Annotated in this window: 20 protein-coding genes and 1 pseudogene; 14 read left to right on the forward strand and 7 right to left on the reverse strand. The window is 68.4% G+C overall.

The window, feature by feature from the left end:
* Window positions 1-28: 28 nt before the first annotated feature.
* Window positions 29-630, reverse strand: a pseudogene (locus HNR01_RS04545) (glutathione S-transferase family protein).
* 74 nt (window positions 631-704) lie between these two features.
* Here HNR01_RS04545 and HNR01_RS04550 point away from each other — a divergent pair.
* From HNR01_RS04550 to HNR01_RS04560, 3 genes are all read left to right on the forward strand, one after another.
* A complete protein-coding gene (locus HNR01_RS04550) occupies window positions 705-1433 on the forward strand; it encodes a helix-turn-helix transcriptional regulator (RefSeq protein WP_183666873.1) in 729 nt (242 codons plus the stop codon).
* Window positions 1434-1526: 93 nt separating this feature from the next.
* On the forward strand, window positions 1527-4202 hold the full coding sequence (gene alaS, locus HNR01_RS04555) for an alanine--tRNA ligase (RefSeq protein WP_183666875.1): 2676 nt from the start codon (window positions 1527-1529) through the stop codon (window positions 4200-4202).
* A gap of 183 nt (window positions 4203-4385) precedes the next feature.
* Window positions 4386-5450: a zinc-binding metallopeptidase family protein gene (locus HNR01_RS04560; RefSeq protein WP_183666877.1), complete on the forward strand. Its 1065-nt coding sequence runs from the start codon at window positions 4386-4388 to the stop codon at window positions 5448-5450.
* A 39-nt stretch (window positions 5451-5489) separates the two neighbouring features.
* Here HNR01_RS04560 and HNR01_RS04565 read toward each other — a convergent pair whose 3' ends face one another.
* On the reverse strand, window positions 5490-6098 hold the full coding sequence (locus tag HNR01_RS04565) for a YqgE/AlgH family protein (protein ID WP_153876090.1): 609 nt from the start codon (window positions 6096-6098) through the stop codon (window positions 5490-5492).
* A gap of 125 nt (window positions 6099-6223) precedes the next feature.
* Between HNR01_RS04565 and HNR01_RS04570 the strand changes: the two genes are divergently transcribed.
* Complete coding sequence (locus HNR01_RS04570; protein WP_017485866.1) at window positions 6224-6706, forward strand: peroxiredoxin; 483 nt, start codon at window positions 6224-6226, stop codon at window positions 6704-6706.
* A gap of 46 nt (window positions 6707-6752) precedes the next feature.
* On the opposite strand, the gene thrB is transcribed toward HNR01_RS04570, so the two are convergent.
* Window positions 6753-7718 carry a homoserine kinase gene (thrB, locus tag HNR01_RS04575; RefSeq protein WP_183666879.1) on the reverse strand — a complete coding sequence of 322 codons (966 nt, stop codon included), beginning with the start codon at window positions 7716-7718 and terminating at the stop codon, window positions 6753-6755.
* A 92-nt stretch (window positions 7719-7810) separates the two neighbouring features.
* Window positions 7811-8833 carry a 4-hydroxy-3-methylbut-2-enyl diphosphate reductase gene (gene ispH, locus HNR01_RS04580; RefSeq protein WP_017485864.1) on the reverse strand — a complete coding sequence of 341 codons (1023 nt, stop codon included), beginning with the start codon at window positions 8831-8833 and terminating at the stop codon, window positions 7811-7813.
* A 309-nt stretch (window positions 8834-9142) separates the two neighbouring features.
* Here ispH and HNR01_RS04585 point away from each other — a divergent pair, with 309 nt between their 5' ends.
* The 3 genes from HNR01_RS04585 to HNR01_RS04595 all read left to right on the forward strand — a co-directional run bounded on the left by HNR01_RS04585 (window position 9143) and on the right by HNR01_RS04595 (window position 13541).
* Window positions 9143-11041: a monovalent cation:proton antiporter-2 (CPA2) family protein gene (locus tag HNR01_RS04585; RefSeq protein WP_017485863.1), complete on the forward strand. Its 1899-nt coding sequence runs from the start codon at window positions 9143-9145 to the stop codon at window positions 11039-11041.
* Window positions 11034-12485 carry an MATE family efflux transporter gene (locus HNR01_RS04590; protein ID WP_183666881.1) on the forward strand — a complete coding sequence of 484 codons (1452 nt, stop codon included), beginning with the start codon at window positions 11034-11036 and terminating at the stop codon, window positions 12483-12485. The genes HNR01_RS04585 and HNR01_RS04590 overlap by 8 nt, the downstream gene beginning before the upstream one ends.
* A 264-nt stretch (window positions 12486-12749) precedes the next feature.
* Window positions 12750-13541, forward strand: coding sequence for a DUF937 domain-containing protein (locus tag HNR01_RS04595; RefSeq protein ID WP_017485861.1), 792 nt, complete (start codon window positions 12750-12752; stop codon window positions 13539-13541).
* Between the two features lie 101 nt (window positions 13542-13642).
* Here the strand turns inward: HNR01_RS04595 and HNR01_RS04600 are convergent, their stop codons facing one another.
* The 3 genes from HNR01_RS04600 to HNR01_RS04610 form a co-directional block, all read right to left on the reverse strand.
* Window positions 13643-13861 carry a Flp family type IVb pilin gene (locus HNR01_RS04600; RefSeq protein WP_017485860.1) on the reverse strand — a complete coding sequence of 73 codons (219 nt, stop codon included), beginning with the start codon at window positions 13859-13861 and terminating at the stop codon, window positions 13643-13645.
* Window positions 13862-14145: 284 nt separating this feature from the next.
* Entirely contained in the window at window positions 14146-14418 is a 273-nt protein-coding gene (locus HNR01_RS04605) for a DUF3072 domain-containing protein (RefSeq protein ID WP_017485859.1), read from the reverse strand.
* Window positions 14419-14492: 74 nt separating this feature from the next.
* Entirely contained in the window at window positions 14493-15380 is an 888-nt protein-coding gene (locus HNR01_RS04610) for a branched-chain amino acid aminotransferase (RefSeq protein ID WP_017485858.1), read from the reverse strand.
* A gap of 207 nt (window positions 15381-15587) precedes the next feature.
* Between HNR01_RS04610 and HNR01_RS04615 the strand changes: the two genes are divergently transcribed.
* The 7 genes from HNR01_RS04615 (at window position 15588) to HNR01_RS04645 (ending at window position 21032) form a co-directional block, all read left to right on the forward strand.
* The gene (locus HNR01_RS04615; protein WP_017485857.1) at window positions 15588-16163 is read left to right on the forward strand and encodes a MarR family winged helix-turn-helix transcriptional regulator; all 576 of its coding nucleotides are present in this window, start codon (window positions 15588-15590) and stop codon (window positions 16161-16163) included.
* Window positions 16163-16888: a response regulator gene (locus HNR01_RS04620; RefSeq protein ID WP_183666882.1), complete on the forward strand. Its 726-nt coding sequence runs from the start codon at window positions 16163-16165 to the stop codon at window positions 16886-16888. The genes HNR01_RS04615 and HNR01_RS04620 overlap by 1 nt, the downstream gene beginning before the upstream one ends.
* A gap of 7 nt (window positions 16889-16895) precedes the next feature.
* On the forward strand, window positions 16896-18302 hold the full coding sequence (locus HNR01_RS04625) for an ATP-binding protein (RefSeq protein WP_017485855.1): 1407 nt from the start codon (window positions 16896-16898) through the stop codon (window positions 18300-18302).
* A gap of 160 nt (window positions 18303-18462) precedes the next feature.
* Window positions 18463-18654: a hypothetical protein gene (locus HNR01_RS04630; protein WP_017485854.1), complete on the forward strand. Its 192-nt coding sequence runs from the start codon at window positions 18463-18465 to the stop codon at window positions 18652-18654.
* 39 nt (window positions 18655-18693) lie between these two features.
* Window positions 18694-19875, forward strand: coding sequence for a pyridoxal phosphate-dependent aminotransferase (locus tag HNR01_RS04635; protein ID WP_183666884.1), 1182 nt, complete (start codon window positions 18694-18696; stop codon window positions 19873-19875).
* A 185-nt stretch (window positions 19876-20060) separates the two neighbouring features.
* Window positions 20061-20474 (forward strand): DUF1236 domain-containing protein, encoded by a 414-nt coding sequence (locus HNR01_RS04640; RefSeq protein WP_183666885.1) that lies wholly within the window; start codon window positions 20061-20063, stop codon window positions 20472-20474.
* A 267-nt stretch (window positions 20475-20741) separates the two neighbouring features.
* The gene (locus HNR01_RS04645; RefSeq protein WP_183666887.1) at window positions 20742-21032 is read left to right on the forward strand and encodes a hypothetical protein; all 291 of its coding nucleotides are present in this window, start codon (window positions 20742-20744) and stop codon (window positions 21030-21032) included.
* Window positions 21033-21035: the final 3 nt, after the last annotated feature.

The following is a 21035-nucleotide window of genomic DNA, read 5'->3' on the forward strand; positions in this document are numbered from 1 at the left end:
TGAACCCGCCCGGGTCAGAGCCCGGCGATCAGTCCGCCGGGTGACGGGCGTCGAACTCCGCCGCGAAGCGTGCACCGGGCCGGTCCATGCAGCGCTCCACCCACGCGTCGATCACGGGCCTGCCGGGCTTGCCGAACCACGCATAGGGCGAGTGCAGCAGGAGGTCGGCGGCGGTGAAGCGGTCGCCGAGGAGGTAGGCCGGTCCGTCAACGCCTCGGAGAGCCGCGCCTCGATCTCGGCCTCGGTTCGGAAGGTTCGGGCGAGCGCTGGATGATCGACGCCGACGGCCTTGAGCGTCAGCACCGGCTCGACGACGCCTGCATACCAAGCAAGCCAGCTCAGGTAGGGACCCCGCTGCGGGTCACCCGCAGGAATGCCCAGCCCTGCTTGCGGGAACAGATCGGCGAGATAAGCGATGATCGCGCTCGATTCCCACACTTGTACGCCGTCATGGACGAGAAGCGGCACCTTGCCGTCCGGATGGGGGTTGCGCGGGTCGCGGCCGCCCGAGCCGTCCATGCGCGGGATGGTGACGATTTCGATGCCGACCGCCTCCAGGGCGTCAAGTTCCTGGAGAAGCGCGACGATACGGGTCGAGCGGCTGCGGGGCGAGTGGAACAGGGTGATCATCGACGGTCTCCGGCTGGCGGGGTGACGGGGGACGTTGTAGCCAGGGTCACCTGTCAGTTTCCGTCAGTTGAGCGATGGCGCGCACCGATCGCCTTTTCCGTCTGCTGCACGCGATGCGCATCCTGCCGTCCCCGGTCACCGCGTCGCGCCTCGCGGAGGAGACAGGCGTGTCGCTGCGCTCGCTCTATCGCGATATCGACAGCCTGCGCGCGGCGGGCGCCCGCATCGAGGGCGAGCGGGGCTACGGCTACCGGCTGATCGAGGATGTCGCCCTGCCGCCGCAGACCTTCGACCGGCTCGAGATCGAGGCGCTGGTGCTCGGGCTCGCCGAAGTGCGCCACATGGGCGATCCGGCACTGGAGAAGGCCGCTGCCTCGGTGCTGGCGAAGGTCGCGGCGACCCTGCCCAGCGAGGCCGAGCAGCATCTCCTCCACGCTGTCTCGCAGGTCCGCCGTGCCGAGGCGCGTTTTCCCGCGATCCCCGACATGGAAACGATCCGATCCGCGTGCTGGCGCGAGGAGGCGCTGCGGCTCCGCTACGGCGACAAGGACGGCACGGTCACCGAGCGGACGATCCTGCCGCTCTCCGTGGTCTACCTCGACAGCAAGATGACGCTGCTGGCGTGGTGCGCCCTGCGCGAGGCGTTCCGCATGTTCCGCTTGGATCGCATCCGGGAGGCGCGTCCGGCCGGGGCCAGTTTCCGGCCGCGACGGGTGGCGCTGCTACGCGGCTACCTCGCCGAATTGCGGAGCGGACGTCCAATCGCGGAGCCGCCCGCGCTCGGGCGGAACGAGCCGACGTGACTTGCACAGCTTCGGCCCGTATGAGGGCCCGACAATGCTGCCGCGCTGCCTGCCAGCCGGCTCCCGACGCGACTTGATTTCCGAGCCTATCCGATGAGCGGCGTCAACGAGATCCGATCGACCTTCCTGGACTATTTCCGGGATGCCGGGCACGCGGTCGTGCCTTCGTCCTCGCTGGTGCCGAAGAACGATCCGACGCTGATGTTCACGAACGCCGGCATGGTGCAGTTCAAGAACGTCTTCACCGGCGTCGAGAAGCGGCCCTACGTCAAGGCGACCTCGTCGCAGAAGTGCGTTCGGGCGGGCGGCAAGCACAACGATCTCGACAATGTCGGCTATACCGCCCGGCATCACACCTTCTTCGAGATGCTCGGCAATTTCTCCTTCGGCGATTACTTCAAGGCCGATGCGATCGAGCTGGCCTGGACGCTGATCACGAAGGAATTTGGGCTGACGCCGGAGCGGCTGCTCGTCACCGTCTATGCCGATGACGACGAGGCGGCGGGCCTCTGGAAGAAGATCGCCGGGTTCGGCGACGACAAGATCATCCGCATCGGCACCTCCGACAATTTCTGGCAGATGGGCGATACCGGCCCCTGCGGCCCCTGCTCGGAGATCTTCATCGACCAGGGCCCGGCGCTCGCCGGCGGCCCGCCCGGTTCCCCGGACGAGGACGGCGACCGCTTCCTCGAATTCTGGAACCTCGTCTTCATGCAGTACGAGCAGGTCGAGCCCGGGGTGCGCAATCCCCTGCCCCGGCCCTCAATCGACACCGGCATGGGACTGGAGCGGATGGCCGCGATCCTCCAGGGCGTCCATTCGAACTACGACACCGACCTGTTCCGCGCCCTGATCGATGCGGTGGCCCACGCCGTGTCCCGGGCGCCCGAGCCCGCGACCCGCGCGTCCTACCGGGTCATCGCCGACCACCTGCGCTCGACCTCGTTCCTCATCGCCGACGGCGTGCTGCCCTCGAACGAGGGTCGCGGCTACGTGCTGCGCCGGATCATGCGCCGCGCCATGCGCCATCTCGAACTGCTCGGCGCCCGCGATCCGGTGATGTACCGCCTCGTGCCCACCCTGGTGCGCGAGATGGGTCAGGCGTTCCCGGAACTCGCCCGCAGCGAGGCGTTGATCTCCGAGACCCTGCGGCTGGAGGAAGGCCGCTTCCGCAAGACGCTGGAGCGCGGCCTCGCGATTCTCGACGCGGAGAGCCGTGATCTGAGCCAAGGCCAGAACCTGTCGGGCGAGACCGCCTTCACCCTCTACGACACCTACGGCTTCCCCCTCGACCTGACCCAGGACGCCCTGAAGGCCCGCGGTATCGGCGTCGACACGCAGGCTTTCGACGCCGCGATGCAGCGCCAGAAGCAGGCGGCGCGGGCGGCATGGCAGGGCTCGGGCGAGGCCGCCACCGAGACCGTCTGGTTCGGCATCAAGGAGCGCACCGGCGCCACCGAATTCCTGGGCTACGAGGCCGAGGCCGCCGAGGCCGTCGTCGGCGCGCTCCTGCGCGAGGGCGGCGAGGTCGAGGCGCTGAAGGCCGGCGAGAGCGGGATCGCCGTCGTCAACCAGACGCCGTTCTACGGCGAATCCGGCGGTCAGGTCGGCGATACCGGCACGATCTGCGGGCCCGGCCTCAAGGCGCGCGTGACCAACACCGAGAAGAAGCTCGGCGACCTGTTCGTGCATCACGTCATGGTCGAAGAGGGGACACTCGCCGTCGGCGCGGCGGTCGAGATGAAGGTCGATCACGCCCGGCGCGCCGCGATCCGCGCCAACCATTCGGCCACCCACCTGCTGCACGAGGCCCTGCGTCAGGTGCTCGGCGATCACGTCGCGCAGAAGGGCTCGCTCGTCGCGCCCGAGCGCCTGCGCTTCGACATCAGCCACCCGAAGCCGATCGACGAGGCCGAGCTCTCCCGCGTCGAAGAAATCGCCAACGCGGTGCTGCTTCAGAACGCGCCGGTGGTGACCAAGCTGATGGCGGTGGACGAGGCGATCGAGTCGGGTGCGCGCGCGCTGTTCGGCGAGAAGTACGGTGACGAGGTCCGTGTCGTCTCCATGGGCCGGCCGGTCGATGACGCCGGCCGCGAGGTCGAGGGCCGCCTGCCGAACTTCTCGATCGAACTGTGCGGCGGCACCCACGTCTCGCAGCTCGGCGAGATCGGACAGATCACCGTGATCGGCGAGAGCGCGGTCGGTGCCGGCGTTCGCCGGATCGAGGCGATGACCGGCACGGCCGCGCGCCGTCACCGCGCCGCCGAGAGCCGCACGCTGAACCAGCTCGCCGGGCTGCTCAAGGCGCCCGTGGGCGACGTCCCGGACCGGCTCTCCGCCCTGATCGAGGAGCGTCGCCGGCTGGAGAAGGAGCTGACCGACGCGCGGAAGAAGATCGCCATGGGCGGTGCGGCGGGCGGCGGCGACGAGGCCCGCGAGGTCAACGGCGTGAAGGTGATGGCCCGCGTGGTCGAGGGCGTCGAGATGCGCGACCTCAAGGGTCTGGCCGACGAGGGCAAGAGCCGCCTCGGCTCCGGGATCGTCGCCATCGTCGGCGTCTCGGCCGACGGCAAGGCGGGTCTCGTCGTCGGCGTCACCGAGGATCTCACCGACCGCTACGACGCCGTGAACCTCGTGCGCGCCGGTGCCGGGCATCTCGGCGGCAAGGGCGGTGGCGGGCGCCGTGACATGGCTCAGGCCGGCGGTCCGAACGGTGCCGGTGCGGACGCCGCGCTCGCAGCCATCACCGAGGCACTGGCGGCCGCCTGACGCGGCAGCGCCGACGCGCGGAAGGCGGTCGAACAAATTCCGGGACGATCACGGAACGGTGAGAGGGTTCGCGTCTTGGTTGGCCGCGACCCCCCCGCCTCCGGGCCTCGAGCCCGGTGCGACCCGCTCTCCGACCGGTCCCGAGCCGGATCGTGGAACGGGCGTCAACGTCCCCGTGAGCCGATGAAACTCTTCCGCTGCCAATCCTGCGACAACGTCCTGTACTTCGAGAACCGCGTCTGCGGGCGGTGCGGCCACCGGCTCGCCTACCTGCCGCAGCTCGGCCGAATTTCGGCCCTGGAACCGATCGGTGACAACAACGCCTGGACGCCGCTCGCGGTGCCCGATCGCCCGAGCTTCCTCTGCACCAACGCCGCGCACGACACCTGCAACTGGATGGTGCCTCCGGGCACGACCGACGCCTTCTGCCTCGCCTGTCGCCACAACGGCATCGTGCCGGATGTGAACGACCCGGTGAACCTGGAGCGCTGGCGCGAGATGGAGCACGCCAAGCACCGGCTGTTCTACACCCTGCTGCGCTGGAACCTGCCGCTGAAGACCCGCGCCGAGGATCCCGAGCACGGTCTCATCTTCAACTTCCTGGCCGATCCGCCGGATGCGAGCGGCCCCAAGGTGATGACCGGCCACGAGAACGGGATCATCACCATCGCCCTGGTCGAGGCCGATCCGGCCGAGCGCGAGAAGCGCCGTGCGTCCATGGGCGAGCCCTACCGCACACTGCTGGGCCATTTCCGTCACGAGGTCGGCCACCACTACTGGGACATCCTCGTGCGCGACCCCGGCAAGCTGGAGCCGTGCCGGGCGGTGTTCGGGGACGACTCGCAGGATTACGGCGCGGCCCTCCAGCGCCACTACGAGCAGGGCCCGCCGCCGAACTGGCAGGAGACCTTCGTCTCAGCCTACGCCACGACCCACCCCTGGGAAGATTTCGCCGAGACCTGGGCGCACTACCTGCACATCGTCGATACGCTGGAGATGGCGAGTGCCTTCGGCATGCAGGTGAAGCCGAAGGCCGATATCGCCGGTGAGCTCGCCGCGCGGGTCGATTTCGACCCCTATCGTGCCGACACGATCGAGCAGATCGTCGATGCGTGGCTGCCCTTCGTCTTCGCCATGAACAGCGTCAGCCGGGCCATGGGCGAAGGCGACCTCTACCCGTTCGTGCTCGCTCCGCCGGTGGTGCGAAAGCTCGGCTTCATCCACGACCTCGTTCACGGGCGGGTGTGAGACCGCGTCCGTCCGAACGCGGGAGGGCCGGGCCCGGCATCAGGCCCGCCCGGCCTCCGCCGAGAGCATGGCCGGGTCGATGCCGATCGCCTTGAGAACCTGATCGTACTTGGTGCCGAGCCCGGGATCGAAGATCAGCTCCGGATCGGCGGGGCAGTTCAACCAGCCGTTCGCGAGAATCTCGTTCTCGAGCTGGCCCGCCTGCCAGCCGGCATAGCCGAGCGCCAGCACGGCGTTCGAGGGGCCGCGTCCGTCGGCGATGGCGCGCAGGATTTCCACCGTGGCCGTGAGACACACCCCCTCGTCGATCTGCAGGGTCGATTGATCGATGTGAAAGTCGGCGGTGTGCAGCACGAAACCGCGCTTGGCATCCACGGGGCCGCCCATCAAAACCGGCATGTGCCCGACCCGCTCGCGCAGACGGATCGCGTCGGCCTCGCTGGCGATGTCGAGCTGGATCAGCAGATCCGGCATGCTGAGATCCGCCACGGGCTTGTTGACGATGATGCCCATCGCCCCGTCCGCCGAGTGGGCGCAGAGATAGATCACCGAGCGCGCGAATCGCTCGTCGCCGATCCCCGGCATGGCCACGAGGAATTGGCCGTCGAGATAGGCCGGGTCTTTGAGAGCGGGGTCGGGTCTCTGCATCGGGCTATGCTAATGCGGCGGCCGTCATTGATCCATAAGCCAAACGCGTGTGCGGGATGCCGGTGCCTCGACAGGTGCCTGTCGCGCGTCTAACGGTTCATGGCTTTTTCCCGAGGAGTGCGCGGATGACGATTCAGGTTGGCGATCACCTGCCCCAGGTCACCTTCCGGGTGAGCGGGCCGGAGGGTCCGCAGGCCAAGACGACCGACGACGTGTTCAAGGGGCGGCGTGTCGTGCTGGTCGGCGTGCCCGGCGCCTTCACACCGGCCTGCCACCGCAACCACCTGCCGGGCTTCGTCGCCAAGCGCGAGGAGATCATGGCCCGGGGCGTCGACGCGATCGCTGTGACCTCGGTCAACGACATCTTCGTGCTCAACGCGTGGCAGCAGCAGAGCGGCGCCGAGGGCATCGAGTTCCTGGCCGACGGCAATGCCGAGTTCGCCAAGGCGATCGGTCTCGAGATGGACGGGTCCGGCTTCGGTCTCGGCCCGCGGTCGCAGCGCTACGCGATGCTGGTGGATGACGGCGTCGTGCGGATCCTCAACGTCGAGGATACGCCGTCGAAGGCCGAGGTGTCGGGCGCCGAAGCGCTGTTGAAGGTGCTCTGACGGAGCGTTCCGAGCCCTCTCCCGGACCGGGAGAGGGCTTCTCGCACTACCCCTGCCAGCCATAGTCCCGCGCATCGTGCGCGGTGCGGTGGAAGCTCAGCCGCCGGTCGTATTCAAGCGGGTCCTTGGGCTGTACCAGGGCGCCGGGCGGGACGTTGAGCCAGTCCACGAGCCGGGTCAGCATGAACCGCATCGCCGCGCCCCGTGCCAGAACCGGCAACGCGCCGATTTCGGCGGAGTCCAGCTTCCGCACCGCGTTGTAGCCCGCGATCATCGCCCCTGCCTTGTCGCGGTGGAAGGTGCCGTCGGCGTCGAAACACCACGCGTTGAGGCTGATCGCCAGATCGTAGGCGAGGGCGTCGGTGCAGGCAAAGTAGAAGTCGATCAGGCCCGACACCGCGTCGCCGATGAAGAAGACGTTGTCGGTGAACAGGTCGGCGTGGATCACGCCGCCGGGCAGGCCCTGAGGCCAGGACGCCTCGAGGAAGTCGAGATCGACGCGGGTGCGGGCGGCGAGCCCCGGCGCCACCGTATCGGCCTGCGCCTCGGCCTGGACGAAGAGCGGCCGCCACGCCCCGACCGAAAGGTTGTTCTCGCGCACCATCGGGAAGTCGCGGCCGGCCGCGTGGAGGCCGGCCAGCGCCGCGCCGAGCGCCCGGCAATGCTCCGCGTTCGGACGGCTCAACGACACGCCTTCGAGGAAGGTGACGATCGCCGCCGGCCGGCCGCAGAGGCGTCCGAGGGCAGTGCCTGAGCGGTTGCGCACCGGCTGCGGGCAGGCGAGACCGGCCCGCGCCAGATGGCCCATCAGGTTGATGAAGAATGGCAGGTCCGCTTCGCTCACCCGCTTCTCGTAGAGGGTGAGAATGTAGTTGCCCGTGCTGGTGTGCAGGAAGAAGTTCGAGTTCTCGACGCCTTCCGCGATGCCCTTGCAGGAGAGCAATTCGCCGAGCTCGTACTCTTTGAGGAAGGCGCGCAGCGCCTCGTCGGATACGTCGGTGTAGACCGCCACGGGTGTCGCTGCCGGGTTCGCGCAAGAGAAAGGGGCGCCGTGGGCGCCCCTGGATGTCGTTCGGCCGGTTCAGAACCGGCGATGACGCCGCTTTACTCCGCGGCCTCGCTGCGCAGCTCGCGCGGCAGCGGGAAGGACATGTCCTCGACGGTCACCGAGACCTGATCCACCGTCACGTCGAAGCGCGCGGCGAAGGCGTCGATGATCTCCTCCACCAGAACCTCGGGGGCCGAGGCGCCGGCGGTAAGGCCGAGGCGACGCACATTCTTAAAGGCGTCCCAATCGATCTCCTCCGCGCGCAGGACGAGGCGGGTGATCGGGCAGCCGGCCCGCTCGGCGACCTCGCGCAGGCGCTGCGAGTTCGACGAATTGGAGGAGCCGACCACGATCAGGGCATCGACCCGCGGGGCGACCTCCTTGACCGCTTCCTGGCGGTTGGTGGTGGCGTAGCAGATGTCATCCTTGTGCGGCCCGTGGATGGCCGGGAACTTGGCCTTGAGCGCCTCGACGATGTGCTTGGTGTCGTCGATCGACAGAGTCGTCTGCGTCACCCAGGCCAGCGCCTGATCGGAAGGCGGGTTGAGCGCGTCGATCTGCTCGATGTCCTCGACCAGGGTGATCGAGCCCTTGGGCAGCTGGCCCATGGTGCCCACGACCTCCGGATGGCCGGAATGGCCGACGAGCAGGACGTGGCGTCCGCGCTTGTGGTGGATCTCGGCCTCGCGGTGGACCTTGGTCACCAGCGGGCAGGTGGCGTCGATGGTGGTGAGGCCGCGCGCATCGGCGTTCTGCGGCACCGTCTTGGCGACGCCGTGGGCGGAGAAGATGACGGGCGCGCCGCTATCGGGCACCTCGTCGAGCTCGCGCACGAACACCGCGCCCTTCCGCTTCAGGGTCTCGACCACGTACTTGTTGTGGACGATTTCGTGGCGGACGTAGACCGGCGCCCCGTAGATCGCCAACGCGCGCTCGACCACGTCGATGGCGCGCACCACGCCCGCGCAGAAGCCGCGAGGAGCGCAGAGCAGGATCTCGAGAGGCGGCTTGTCGCCCGTCACGGCCGGCTGCGGGACCCGGTTCGGGTCAGCGGTGAGGTTGATGGTGTCAGCGCTCATGATCCCGCGGATGTGGAGAGGGGTGGCCGGGTCTGTCAACAGCGGCCAGCCCGAAAGCCGCGACAGGCTTGCACCTGTCCGTCGCTTTTACATAGCACACATGCCGCGATCCGTGACCCCCGCCATCTGCCCGGGGGGCCTGCATCCTCGATCCTGTGGCAACGCGGCCCACCGCGGTGGCCGAGGCCGGGGATCGAGCGGGGGCCGGATATGTGACGAACGACACGCGAATCACCCTCGCGGCAGCGGGGCGAGCGGGCTAAGGGGAAGCCCTTCTCCCGTCCCGATCCAGCGAGGCACCAGGCTTTCATGGCGAGCGCCACGGACCATGCCAGCTTCCTGCCACCGGTGCTGACCTTCCTGTCGGCGGCGGTGATCGGCGTTCCGCTCGTACGCCTGCTCGGCCAGAGTGCGGTGCTCGGCTACTTGGTGGCGGGTGTGGTGATCGGGCCGGCGGGCTTCTCGCTGATCGCCGAGCCGGAGACGGCCGCGAGCGTCGCCGAGATCGGCGTGGTGCTGCTGCTCTTCATCGTCGGGCTCGAACTCGAGATCTCGCGGCTCGTCTCCATGCGGCGCGACATCTTCGGGCTCGGTGCCGCGCAACTGGCGCTGTGCTCGCTCGTCATCGGCGGCGCGGCCTTCGCCTACGGCCTGACGCCGTCGGCGGCGAGCGTCGTCGGCATCGCCATCGCGCTCTCGGCGACCGCCGTCGCGCTCCAGCTGCTGGAGGAGCGCGGCGATCTCGGCTCGCCCTACGGCGGGCGCTCCTTCGCGGTCCTGCTGTTCCAAGACATCTCGGTGGTGGCGATCCTGGCTCTGCTGCCGCTGCTGGCCTCGGCCGGGGCCACGCCGAAGGACGGCTGGCTCGACGAGGGACTGCGCTCCACCGGCCGTGCCGCCGTCGCGGTGGCGGGGGTGGTGCTGGTGGGGCGCTACGGCCTCAATCCATTCTTCCGTCTGCTCGCCGCCGCCGGCGGGCGCGAGGTGATGACGGCGGCCGCCCTTCTCGTCGTGCTCGGCACGGCACTGGTGATGGAGAAGGCCGGCCTCTCCATGGCGATGGGCGCCTTCCTCGCGGGCGTGATGCTCGCCGAGTCGAACTTCCGCCACCAGCTCGAAGCCGACATCGAGCCGTTCCGCGGCATGCTGCTCGGCCTGTTCTTCATGAGCGTCGGCATGTCGATCGACGGCGGTCTGCTCACGCATCATTGGCTGGCGCTGCTCGCGGCAACCATGGCGGCGATCGCGGTGAAGATCGCACTGGTGGCCGGGCTGTTCCGCCTGTTCGGCTCGCCCTGGCTCGACGCCCTGCGCGGCGCGGCGGTGCTGGCACCGGCCGGCGAGTTCGCCTTCGTGATCCTGCCGGCGGCGGGCGACCTGCGCATCCTCGGCTCGGAGGTGACCCGCTTCTGCGTCGCGCTCGCCGCCCTCACCATGCTGGTCGGCCCCATCGCCGCCAAAGGGCTCGACGCGCTAATCGCCCGGCGCCCGAAGGAGGCCGAGCCGCCCTCCGACGTCGGCGAGGCACAGGAATCCGGCGATACCCGCGTGCTGGTGGTGGGCTTCGGCCGCTTCGGGCAGATCCTGGCGCAGGTGCTGCTGGCGGAGGGCATCAACATCACCGTCATCGACAAGGACGTCGAGCAGATCCGCAACGCGACGAGCTTCGGCTTCCGCATCTATTACGGCGACGGCACCCGGCTCGACGTGCTGCGCGCCTCCGGCCTCGCGAAGGCAGAGCTCATCTGCGTCTGCATCGACGACGCGCCGGCGGCCTTGAAGATCGTCGACATGGTCCACGAAGAATTCCCGAACGTGCGCACCTACGTGCGCGCCTACGACCGGACGCATGCCATCGAACTGATGAACCGCGACGTCGATTTCCAGCTTCGCGAGACCGTCGAATCCGCCCTCGGTTTCGGCCGCGCCACCCTCGAGAGCCTAGGGCTCACCGCCGAGGCGGCCGCGCGACGGGTCGAGGACGTGCGCAAGCGCGACGTCGCCCGCCTCGTGCTCCAACAGGCGGGAGCGATGCCCGACGGCTCCGGCTGGCTGCGCGGCACGCCGGAATTGCGGCCCGAGCCGCTCACCGCACCGAAAAGTCCGTCGCGGGCGCTCAGTGCCGAGACCCGCGGCCTGATCGAGCCGCAGCCGCACGAATCCGCCGCCCGCGCGCTCGAACCCGAGGATGCCGAGCCGAATGCCTGAGGCGGGCGAAGCTCCGGTGCCGGAGCCGAGGCCGGACGAGGGCGGGGCGCGCTTCGTCTCGGGCTCGATCCTGCGCCACGTCGTGGTGATGAGCGCGACCGGCTCCGTGGGCCTGATGGCGATCTTCGCCGTCGATCTCCTGTCGCTGTTCTACGTCTCCAAGCTCGGCGATCCGGCGCTGACCGCCGCCGTGGGTTTCGCCTCGATCGTCCAGTTCTTCGCCATCGCCATCAATATCGGCCTGATGATCGCGGCCGGCGCCCTGGTCTCGCGGGCGATCGGCTCGAACGACCCGGAAGGGGCGCGGCGTATCGCGACCTCGGTCACGATCCACTGCCTGATCGCCTCCGGGATCCTGGCCGCCTTCCTCATCGCCGTGCTCGATCCACTGCTCAGGGCGATCGGCGCGGAGGGCCACACCCTCGACGTCGCCAAGCGCTACCTCTGGATCAGCCTTCCGTCGAACCTGCTGCTCGGGCCGGGCATGCTGTTTACAGGACTCCTGCGCGCGGTCGGCGCGGCGCGGGAGGCGATGTACGTGACCCTGGGCGGTGCCGTCGTCACCGTCTTCGTCGATCCCCTCCTGATCTTCGGCTTCGGTCTGGGCGTCGACGGTGCGGCGCTGGCGGTCTGCGTGGCGCGGGTCACCTTCGTGGCCGTCGGCTGGGCCGGCGTTCGCCGCTACCGGCTGCTCGAAGCGCCGCGCCTCCGCGCGGTTCTCGGCGACCTGCCGCTGGTGAGCCGTATTGCGGGACCGGCCGTGCTCACGAACCTGGCCCCGTCCGTCGCCAGCGCCTTTGTCGCGCATGCCCTGTCCGGCTTCGGGCCGCCGGCCATTGCCGGCAATGTCGTCATCGAGCGCCTGGCGCCCGTCGCCTTCTGCGGGCTGTTCGCGATGTCGGGATCGATCGGCCCGATCCTGGGCCAGAACTGGGGCGCCGCTCGCTTCGACCGGATGCGGGGGGTGCTCCGGGCCGGCGCGGGAGTCACGGCGCTCTACGTGGTCGTCGTCTGGCTTCTATTGGCGCTGGCGCGTTCGCCCCTGGCCGGTGCCTTCGAACTCAAGGGCGTGTCGGCCGAGCTGTTCGGCTTCTTCTGCCTTGTGAGCGGGCCGGTCTGGTTCTTCAACGGTCTCCTGTTCCTGGCCAACGCCTCGTTCAACAATCTCGGATTCCCGTTCATCTCGACCGTGCTGAACTGGGGCCGGGCCACGCTGGGCACGGTCCCGCCCGCTCTGTTGGGAGCGGCGTGGTACGGACCGGAAGGCGTGATCGCCGGCACGGGCATCGGTTCGATCGCCTTCGGGGTGGCCGGTCTCGCCCTCGCGTTCCGAACGGTCGGTCGGCTCGAGCGGGGTGTGAGCACCGAAGCGGGCCCCGTTCTCGATCCGCCCGCGGCCGACGAGGCGGTGCAGGCCGCGCCGTCCAGCGGGATGTCGCTGTGACGTTTCCGGCGCCCCATCGTCGCTATCCCTAGGGAAATCGGCGCGAAATCGGGCTTGGCGCTGGCCAGCCCCGCTCGGTTGCGACACACTCGCCGCCGAGGCCGTTCCGGCGAGCCTCCGCGCGCGAGTGTCGACGGCCATCGCCGGCGCCCGGCCGGAACGAAGATGGGCCCGCGTCATGCGCTCGTTGTCACGGCGCGATCGTGACAGGGCCCGGAGAGGTTCGGCATCCGGACCGTTGCTGCTCCCGTGAGGCGCCCGGCCATGTACACGATGTTCGACATCCTCCAGAGCCAGGGCGACGCGAGCGTGCAGGCCTTCGGGCAGCAATTCGGCCTCACGCCGGAACAGACACGCCGCGCCATGGAGGCTCTGCTCCCGGCCCTGTCCATGGGCATCCAGCGCAACGCCGGGGCCGATCCGATGGGGTTCGGGCGCCTGTTCGGGCTCGCGCAGCCGGGACGAGCGCAGCCCCCAGCAGGCGCAGATATGCTGGCAGGATTGTTCGGCTCGCCGATGATCGCGCAGGCGGTGATTCAGCAAGCTTCGGCGGCGAGCGGAGTCGGCGCCCAGGCCCTGCGCCAGATGCTGCCGATCATGGCCGGCATGATCGTGGCCGGCATCGTCCACCTGCTTCTCAACGCACCCGCCCCGGCTCCGGCGGCAGAACCCCCGCCCTCCCCCTACCCGGTCGGCACGCTGTGGACGGATTGGCTCAACGGGCTCAGTGCGGCCGCTGCGCAGATGACGCCCTCCGCATCGCCTTCGGCTCCGCCGCCCGAGCGGCGCGCGACCGGCCGCAAGCCGGAGGCCGCGCCGCTGCCCGACGCGACGAAAGCCTCGATGGAAGTGATCCAGCAGATGCTCCAGACCGGCGCCGAGGTTCAGGAGCAGAACGTCAAGGCGATGAAAGAGGTGTTCGAAGCCTTCTGGAGCCAGCCGAAACCGGAGGCTCAGCCGTCGGGCACCGGAGAAGCTCCGGCGTCTTCGCCGACAACCGCACCCGGAAAGGAAGGGGCGTCCGCGTCGAAGCGCAAGCCGGGTAGCAGGAATTGATCATCCAAGGCTCGGCGAGGCTTCTCGTTCCGCGCCGTGAGGACTGGACGATGCATCCTCCGACCGCATCGTCGCTGCGATGAGAGATGATCCCGGACGGTCTATTGTATCGTGGGGAAGTTCACGATCTTCGGATATGCCTGCATCAGCGTGCTTCCGAAAACCTGCATTCCGGCCAGAACCGCCAGTCCGATGAAGACGCAGATCAAGCCGTATTCGATCGTGGTCGCACCATCGTCATGCCGTGAGAACCGCCGAGAAACGCCGAGCAGCGGAGCGATGTAGCGCGCAATCGGCCGGGCGTAGGAGAGCGGAGACACGGCAGATCATTCCGAACCGATTGCTGTAGCGGAACGTTAGCGGCCGAAACTTGCAGCGAACTTAAGGGCTTTGCAGAAAAACCGCCCTATCGCGCGCCTCCCTCCGCCAAGGAACATCATTCGTCGCTGGAAAGGCGGAAACATTCGAAAGACGTCTTTCGACGCGTTGGGGCCGAGCGGGCCTCCGGTCGAACGAATCGAGCGACCAGCGACACGGCCCGCCTTCCTCGGACGGCACCGGATCATGTCGGCGCCGTCCGATCCTCACGCAACCGGCTGAACGCTCAGTCCTTGCCGGTCTCCTTGCGCAGGGCGTCGATGCGCTTCGACGCCTCCGCCTTGTCGAGATCGGCCTCGTAGGCGTCGGGCGCCTTGGCCTGCTCGGACAGCGTCTTCAGGTAGGAGGCCTGCGCTCCCGTCATCGGCTCGGAGCCGGTCGTCCACTCGTCCGGGTCCTTGATCCGGTTCGACTCGTCGGTCGGATCGGATTTCGGATTCTCGGCCGCAGCTTGGTCCTTGGTCGTCTTGCCAGTCATCGGCATACCCGTCTCGTTCATGAATTGTTCTCATGAACGCGGGGCCGGCCGCGAGGTTCCGAGCGCCTCGACGAGCTCGGAACCTCGCGCGATCCTCAGGCGGCGACGGCTCGCGGCTGCACCTCGTCGAGGTAGTCGTCCATCAGCGTCTTGGTCAGGGCGCCGGGCGTGAAGCGGTAGGGACCGATCTCGGAGACCGGCGTCACCTCGGCGGCGGAGCCGGTGATGAAGCACTCGGAGAAGCCCGTCATCTCCTCGGGGCGGATCCGCCGCTCGACGACCTCGATCCCACGCCGCTTGGCCAGCTCGATCACGGTCTGGCGGGTGATGCCGTTGAGGAAGCGGTCGGCCTGGGGCGTGTGGATCACGCCGTCGGCGATGAAGAAGACATTGGCGCCGGTGCATTCGGCGACGTTGTCCTCCCAGTCGAGCATCAGCGCGTCGGCATAGCCCTTGTTCTCGGCCCGGTGCTTGGAGATCGTGCAGATCATGTAGAGGCCCGCCGCCTTCGAGGTCGAGGGCGCCGTGCGCGGATCGGGGCGGCGGTAATCGGCGATATCGAGGCGGATCCCCTTCATCTTGGTCGCCGGATCGAAGTAGCTCGGCCATTCCCAGGCGGCGATGGCCAGATGGATGGTGTTCTTCTGGGCCGCGACGCCCATCATCTCCGAACCGCGCCACGCGACCGGGCGCAGATAGGCATCCTGCAGGCCGCTGGTCGCCAGCACCTGGGCCTTCGCCGCCTCGATCTGATCGACGGAGTAGGGAATCTCGAAATCGAGGAGCTGGGCCGAGCGGCGCAGGCGCTCGGAATGCTCGCGGCTCTTGAAGATTCGGCCGCCATAGGCCCGCTCGCCCTCGAACACCGACGATCCGTAGTGGAGGCCGTGGCTGAGCACGTGGATCTTCGCCTCGCGCCACGGCACCATGACGCCATCGAACCAGATCGTGCCTTCGCGCTCATCGAAGGGAATCACGGACATCTCTCGAAGTTCCTCTGCGCGGCCTCGGCGAAGCACGGGGTCGCAGGGTGGGGCAGGAGCCGGCGCGCGAACGCAGAACGAGGCAGCGGGCAGCTGTACCGGCAGGGTTGACGGGTAGCAACGGGGCTGAGATATGTCAACAACACTGACTTATCTTCCGGGACCGCCGAGGCCCTGCGACCTGCCGCCGACCGAGGTATTCACGACGTGAGCCGTGCGATAACGCCCGACGCAAATACAGCGGTCCAGGCTCCCGGTGAGGCTTCGCTTCCGAATGGGCCCGCCACGGGCGGCGACAGCGACGACCTGATCGAGCTTCTGTTCTTCGCCTATCGCGATTTCGTCGGCGATCCCGATCGGATTCTGGCGCAGTACGGCTTCGGACGTGCGCACCACCGGGTGCTGCACTTCGTCGACCGCTATCCCGGCCTCACCATCGCCGAACTCCTCGATATCCTGCGCATCACCAAGCAGAGTCTCAACCGGGTGCTGAAGGACTTGATCGATCAGGGCTATGTCGAGCAGCAGACCGGCACCAGCGACCGGCGCCAGCGGCTCCTGTTCTGCACCCCGTCCGGCCGGGCGCTGACGGCCGACCTCACCCGCGTGCAGGTCCGCCGGATCGTGCGCGCGCTGGACGCGCCGGCCGAGGAGGATGAGACGGAGGGCGGGCGCGGCACCCGCGCGGCCTCCGCGCAGGATTTCCTGCTGGCGATGATCGAACCGGCGGAGCGCGCCGCGATCCGCCGGCTGATGGCGCGCCGCGCGACGGTGCGCGCCTGATGTCGGCCGAGACCGCGCTCAAGGCGCGCCCCGAGCTTCCGGACCACGCCCCGCACGTCCTCCTCGTTGATGACGACCGGCGGGTGCGCGAACTGTTGTCCCGCTTCCTCTCCGAGCAGGGATTTCGCGTGACGGCGGCGGCGAATGCGGCCGAGGCGCGTCTGCGCGGCCAGTGCTTCGTGTTCGACGCCCTCGTGCTCGATGTGATGATGCCGGGCGAGAGCGGTTTCGACTATGCCCGCTCGGTGCGCGAGACCTCCCGGGTGCCGATCCTGATGCTGACCGCCCGCTCCAACCCGAACGACCGGGTGACGGGCCTGGAGATCGGCGCGGACGACTACCTGCCCAAGCCCTTCGAGCCGCGCGAACTGATCCTGCGGCTCAACAACATCATCCGCCGCCACGCCGCCCCGGAGGCACGGGCCTCGAACGACGCCTCGGTCAGCTTCGGCCCCTTCAGCTTCCGCGCCGACCGGGGCGAGTTGCGCCGGGAGAACGAACCGGTGAAGATCACCGAGCGTGAGCGCGAGATCCTGACCATGCTGGCCCAAGCGCGGGGCGGCAATGTCGAGCGCGAGACGCTCGCGGGCAACGGCGGGTTGGCGGCCGAGCGCACCATCGACGTGCAGATCAACCGCCTGCGCCGCAAGATCGAGCCGGATCCGGCCAATCCGAGCTTCCTGCACACCGTTCGCGGCGTCGGCTATCGCCTCGCCATCGATTGAGGATCCCATGGCGGCCCCCGCCGGCCTCTCCTCGACCGAACCTCGCCGGGCCGGTGCGCTCGGCGGATTTTTCGGCCGAATCCGGAAGCTCTGGCGGCGCATCAGCCGGGCCATCGGCGACGCCCTGCCGAAGGGTCTCTACGCCCGCTCGCTGATCATCATCATCGCGCCGATGGTGCTGCTGCAATCGGTGATCGCCTACACCTTCATGGAGCGGCACTGGCAGCTCGTGACCCGCCGGCTCTCGGCGGCGGTCACCGCCGACATCGCCGCTCTGATGGACATCTACGAATCCTACCCGCAGGACAGGAACGCCGAGACGCTCTCGCGCATCGCCGGCGAGCGGCTGAACCTCGACATCGACATCCTGAAGGGCGCCAAGCTGCCGAGTCCGGGGCCGCGCCCATTCTTCTCGATCCTCGACGAGGTCCTGTCGGAGGAGATCCGCCGTCAGATCCGTCGCCCGTTCTGGATCGACACGGTGGGGCGCTCGAACCTCATCGAGATCCGCGTGGCGATCCCCGAAGGCGTGATGCGGGTCACCGCCCGGCGAAACCAGGCCTACGCCTCGAACTCGCACATTTTCCTGCTCTGGATGACCGGCTCGTCGCTGGTGCTGCTCGGCGTGGCGATTCTGTTCCTACGCAACCAGATCAAGCCGATCCTGCGGCTCTCGGCGGTGGCGGAAGGATTCGGCAAGGGCCGCGAGATCGAGTTCAAGCCCCGCGGCGCTCGGGAAGTCCGGCAGGCGGGGCACGCCTTCATCGAGATGAAGCGGCGCATCGAGCGCGCCATGGAGCAGCGCACGGCGATGCTCAACGGGGTCAGCCACGACCTGCGCACCATCATCACCCGCTTCAAGCTCTCGCTTGCCCTGGTGGAGCAGACGCCGGAGGTCGAGGATCTCCAGCGCGACGTCGACGAGATGAGCCGGATGCTGGAGGGCTATCTCGCCTTCGCCCGGGGTGATTCCGCCGAAACCGCCGCCGAGACCGACATGCGGATCCTGCTCGAGGATCTGCGCAGCGATGTCGAGCGGCTCGGCGCCCATGTCGAGGCGGTCGAGATTGAAGGGAGCCCCCTCGTGACCGTGCGGCCGGACGCGATGCGCCGCTGCCTCTTCAACCTCGCCGCCAACGCCGCACGCTACGCCGACACCGTCGCGATCTCAGGAAAGCGCGAGCACCGCGCCTTCCTCGTCGCCATCGACGACGACGGACCCGGCATCCCGGTGGAGAGCCGCGAGGAGGTGTTCAAGCCGTTCGTACGGCTCGACGATGCGCGCCAGGATGCCGGCGGCTCCGGGCTCGGTCTCGCCATCGCCCGCGACATCGCCCGCGCCCATGGCGGCGACGTCACCCTGCAGGACAGCCCGTTGGGCGGCCTGCGGGCGACGGTTCGCATTCCGGCCTGAGCGACAATCCTGCGACCCTGCGCCTGCGACCCTGCGCCGTTGAAACGCTCAGAGATTCTGAAGCGCGGGAGTTTCCTCCAGAGGAACGGCGATGCTAAGACCGCTCCGCATTATTGTTCGGGCCGCGCCGCGGTCCCTCCATGAACGCGAGTGACGTCGAATGAACCCGCTGGTGCCGCTTTCCATCGTGCTGCTCATCCCGATCGCGGCCGTCTGCGCCGTGCTCTTCACGGATACCGGGATCGAGCCGGCGCTGTTCTACGCGGCGGTCAAGACGTTCGCGATCCTGTTCGTGGTCGGCGGCGCGATCTCGTTTGCCGCCAGCCGTCTCGCCGAGCGCACGAACGGCTGACTCGCGGCGTCGACCGACGCCTGACGGAAGGTCGAAGCCATGCTGCGTATCGTGCCTTCCTTCGGCCGGATCGGCGACGAGAACGCCTTCGCGGTGCTGGCCCGCGCCGGTGCCCTCGCGGCGCAGGGCCGAGATATCGTCAATCTCGGCATCGGCCAGCCGGATTTCCCGACGCCGCCCCATATCGTCGAGGCGGGCCTCAAGGCGTTGCGCGACGGCCACCACGGCTACACGCCGGCCGTCGGCATTCCGCCGCTGCGCGAGGCCGTGGCGCGGGACATCCATCACCGCCACGGCGTCGAGGTCTCGCCCGACTCGGTGATGATCGTGCCGGGCGGCAAGGTCACCATGTTCATGGCGATCCTGATGTTCGGCGAGCCCGGAGCCGAGATCCTTTACCCGGACCCCGGCTTCCCGATCTATCGCTCGATGATCGAGTTCACCGGGGCGACCCCGGTGCCGGTCCCCATCCGCGAGGCCAACGGCTTCGCCTTCTCGGCGGAAGAGACGCTGTCGCTGATCACGGAGCGCACGCGCCTTCTGATCGTCAACTCACCGGCCAATCCGACCGGCGGCGTCACGCCGAAGGCCGAGATCGGCGCCCTAGTGAAGGGGCTTGCCGCCCATCCCGACCTCGCCATTCTCTCCGACGAGATCTACGGCACCATGACCTATGACGGGCAGGCGCACCTGTCCCTGCTCGCCTATCCCGAGATCCGCGACCGGCTGATCTATCTCGACGGTGCCTCGAAGACCTACGCGATGACGGGCTGGCGGCTCGGCTGGTCGGTCTGGCCGAAGCCCCTCTACGACGCCGCCCGGAAGCTCGCGGTCAATTCGTTCTCCTGCGTGAATGCTGCTGCTCAGTGGGCCGGCATTGCGGCGCTTGACGGTCCGCAGGATTGTGTCGCCGCCATGCTCGCCGAGTTCGACCGGCGCCGGCGCCTCGTTGTGGACGGCCTGAACCGCCTGCCGAACGTTTCCTGTACGACGCCGACGGGCGCGTTCTACGCCTTCCCGAACGTCTCCCGCACCGGCTGGAAGGCCAAACCATTGGCGACCGCACTCCTCGACGAGGCAGGCGTCGCGGTGATCGGCGGGCCGGATTTCGGCGTATTCGGGGAAGGGTATCTGCGCCTCTCCTATGCCAACTCCGCTGAGAACATCGCCCGCGCGCTGGAGCGGATGGAGCGGTTCCTGACCGAGCGCTCGCCCGGCTGACCCGGCGGAAGCATCCGCCTCCCCCACGACAGGTTTCGAGAACCACTGCCTACGTTTCCGGCAGATTCGTTCAATCTCGGCCTTTCTCGATTTTCCATGCATCCGAATTCGAGGCTCGGGCGTTACCGGCCCATGCTTCGCTGCGCCTGGATCGCGGCGGACGTCACAACGACGGAGTTGCTCGAATGAAGATCAAGACCCTTCTCGCCGCCTCGGCCATCGTCCTTGCCGTGCCCATGGCGGCCCAGGCTCAGGGCACCCTTCGCGGCGCAGAGCGCGGTGCTCAGGAAGGCGCGGAAGCGGCCGGCCCGATCGGCGGCATCGTCGGCGGTGCGGTCGGCGCCGCCACCGGCACGATCGGCGGCATTCTCGGCGTCGAGGATCGTCCGCGCTTCCGTTCGTATGTCCGTGAGCGCAACGTCCGCTCGTACGACTACGACGGCCGCGTCGTCGTCGGTTCCACGCTGCCGTCTTCCGGCGTGACCTACTACGACGTCCCGTCCGAGTACAACGTGACCCGTGGCACCCGCTACACGGTCGTGAACGATCGTCCGGTTCTGGTGGATGGTCGTCATCGGATCATCGAAGTGCTCGACTAAGCACTCGCTCAATGGGCCGCCCGATCAGGGCGGCACCAACCGGCCCCGGCACCCTGTGTCGGGGCCGTTTCTTTATGCATCGGCTTCGAGATGATGCGCAGCGTTCCATGCGAGGACCGCTCATGCGAACCGCCAAGCCGATCTCGCGAAGCGGTCGTACTCTGCTCCCCACATAAACCGGCTTTCCGCCGCGTTGTCGGACGCAACGGTCTATGTCTTCGATCGTTTATTCGTGCGAGACGATGCTTCAGCAGATCAGGACTGACGATGAGCGGCCCCGACACAGCGCCCGAAAAGCTTGCCGACAGCCCACCACTGCCGGAATCTGTACGTGACCATCTTGGTCACGAGCTGCGCGGGGTCCTCACCGAGTCCGCGCCGGAGCCGCGCTACCTCGGCGATGAACCCACCGTTCCGGAAAAGTTCGAGCCGCAGATCCGCCGGCTTGAGACACGGCTGAAGACGCACGAGGAAGGTACGGAAGCCGTGGAACAGGCGCTCGACCGGATCCTCGACGCCTTCGGGGTCACTCCTCGCGAGGATGAGGGCCGGAGGTAACGC

The organism is Methylorubrum rhodesianum (assembly GCF_014199985.1).
Taxonomy (GTDB): domain Bacteria; phylum Pseudomonadota; class Alphaproteobacteria; order Rhizobiales; family Beijerinckiaceae; genus Methylobacterium; species Methylobacterium rhodesianum.

Bases quoted from the DNA above. Each gene is read 5' to 3' on its own strand.
- HNR01_RS04550 (WP_183666873.1), top strand. From the start codon at position 705: ATGGCGCGCACCGATCGCCTTTTCCGTCTGCTGCACGCGATGCGCATC.
- alaS (WP_183666875.1), top strand. From the start codon at position 1,527: ATGAGCGGCGTCAACGAGATCCGATCGACCTTCCTGGACTATTTCCGG.
- HNR01_RS04560 (WP_183666877.1), top strand. From the start codon at position 4,386: ATGAAACTCTTCCGCTGCCAATCCTGCGACAACGTCCTGTACTTCGAG.
- HNR01_RS04565 (WP_153876090.1), bottom strand. From the start codon at position 6,098: ATGCAGAGACCCGACCCCGCTCTCAAAGACCCGGCCTATCTCGACGGC.
- HNR01_RS04570 (WP_017485866.1), top strand. From the start codon at position 6,224: ATGACGATTCAGGTTGGCGATCACCTGCCCCAGGTCACCTTCCGGGTG.
- ispH (WP_017485864.1), bottom strand. From the start codon at position 8,833: ATGAGCGCTGACACCATCAACCTCACCGCTGACCCGAACCGGGTCCCG.
- HNR01_RS04585 (WP_017485863.1), top strand. From the start codon at position 9,143: ATGGCGAGCGCCACGGACCATGCCAGCTTCCTGCCACCGGTGCTGACC.
- HNR01_RS04590 (WP_183666881.1), top strand. From the start codon at position 11,034: ATGCCTGAGGCGGGCGAAGCTCCGGTGCCGGAGCCGAGGCCGGACGAG.
- HNR01_RS04595 (WP_017485861.1), top strand. From the start codon at position 12,750: ATGTACACGATGTTCGACATCCTCCAGAGCCAGGGCGACGCGAGCGTG.
- HNR01_RS04605 (WP_017485859.1), bottom strand. From the start codon at position 14,418: ATGAACGAGACGGGTATGCCGATGACTGGCAAGACGACCAAGGACCAA.
- HNR01_RS04610 (WP_017485858.1), bottom strand. From the start codon at position 15,380: ATGTCCGTGATTCCCTTCGATGAGCGCGAAGGCACGATCTGGTTCGAT.
- HNR01_RS04620 (WP_183666882.1), top strand. From the start codon at position 16,163: ATGTCGGCCGAGACCGCGCTCAAGGCGCGCCCCGAGCTTCCGGACCAC.
- HNR01_RS04625 (WP_017485855.1), top strand. From the start codon at position 16,896: ATGGCGGCCCCCGCCGGCCTCTCCTCGACCGAACCTCGCCGGGCCGGT.
- HNR01_RS04630 (WP_017485854.1), top strand. From the start codon at position 18,463: ATGAACCCGCTGGTGCCGCTTTCCATCGTGCTGCTCATCCCGATCGCG.
- HNR01_RS04635 (WP_183666884.1), top strand. From the start codon at position 18,694: ATGCTGCGTATCGTGCCTTCCTTCGGCCGGATCGGCGACGAGAACGCC.
- HNR01_RS04640 (WP_183666885.1), top strand. From the start codon at position 20,061: ATGAAGATCAAGACCCTTCTCGCCGCCTCGGCCATCGTCCTTGCCGTG.
- HNR01_RS04645 (WP_183666887.1), top strand. From the start codon at position 20,742: ATGAGCGGCCCCGACACAGCGCCCGAAAAGCTTGCCGACAGCCCACCA.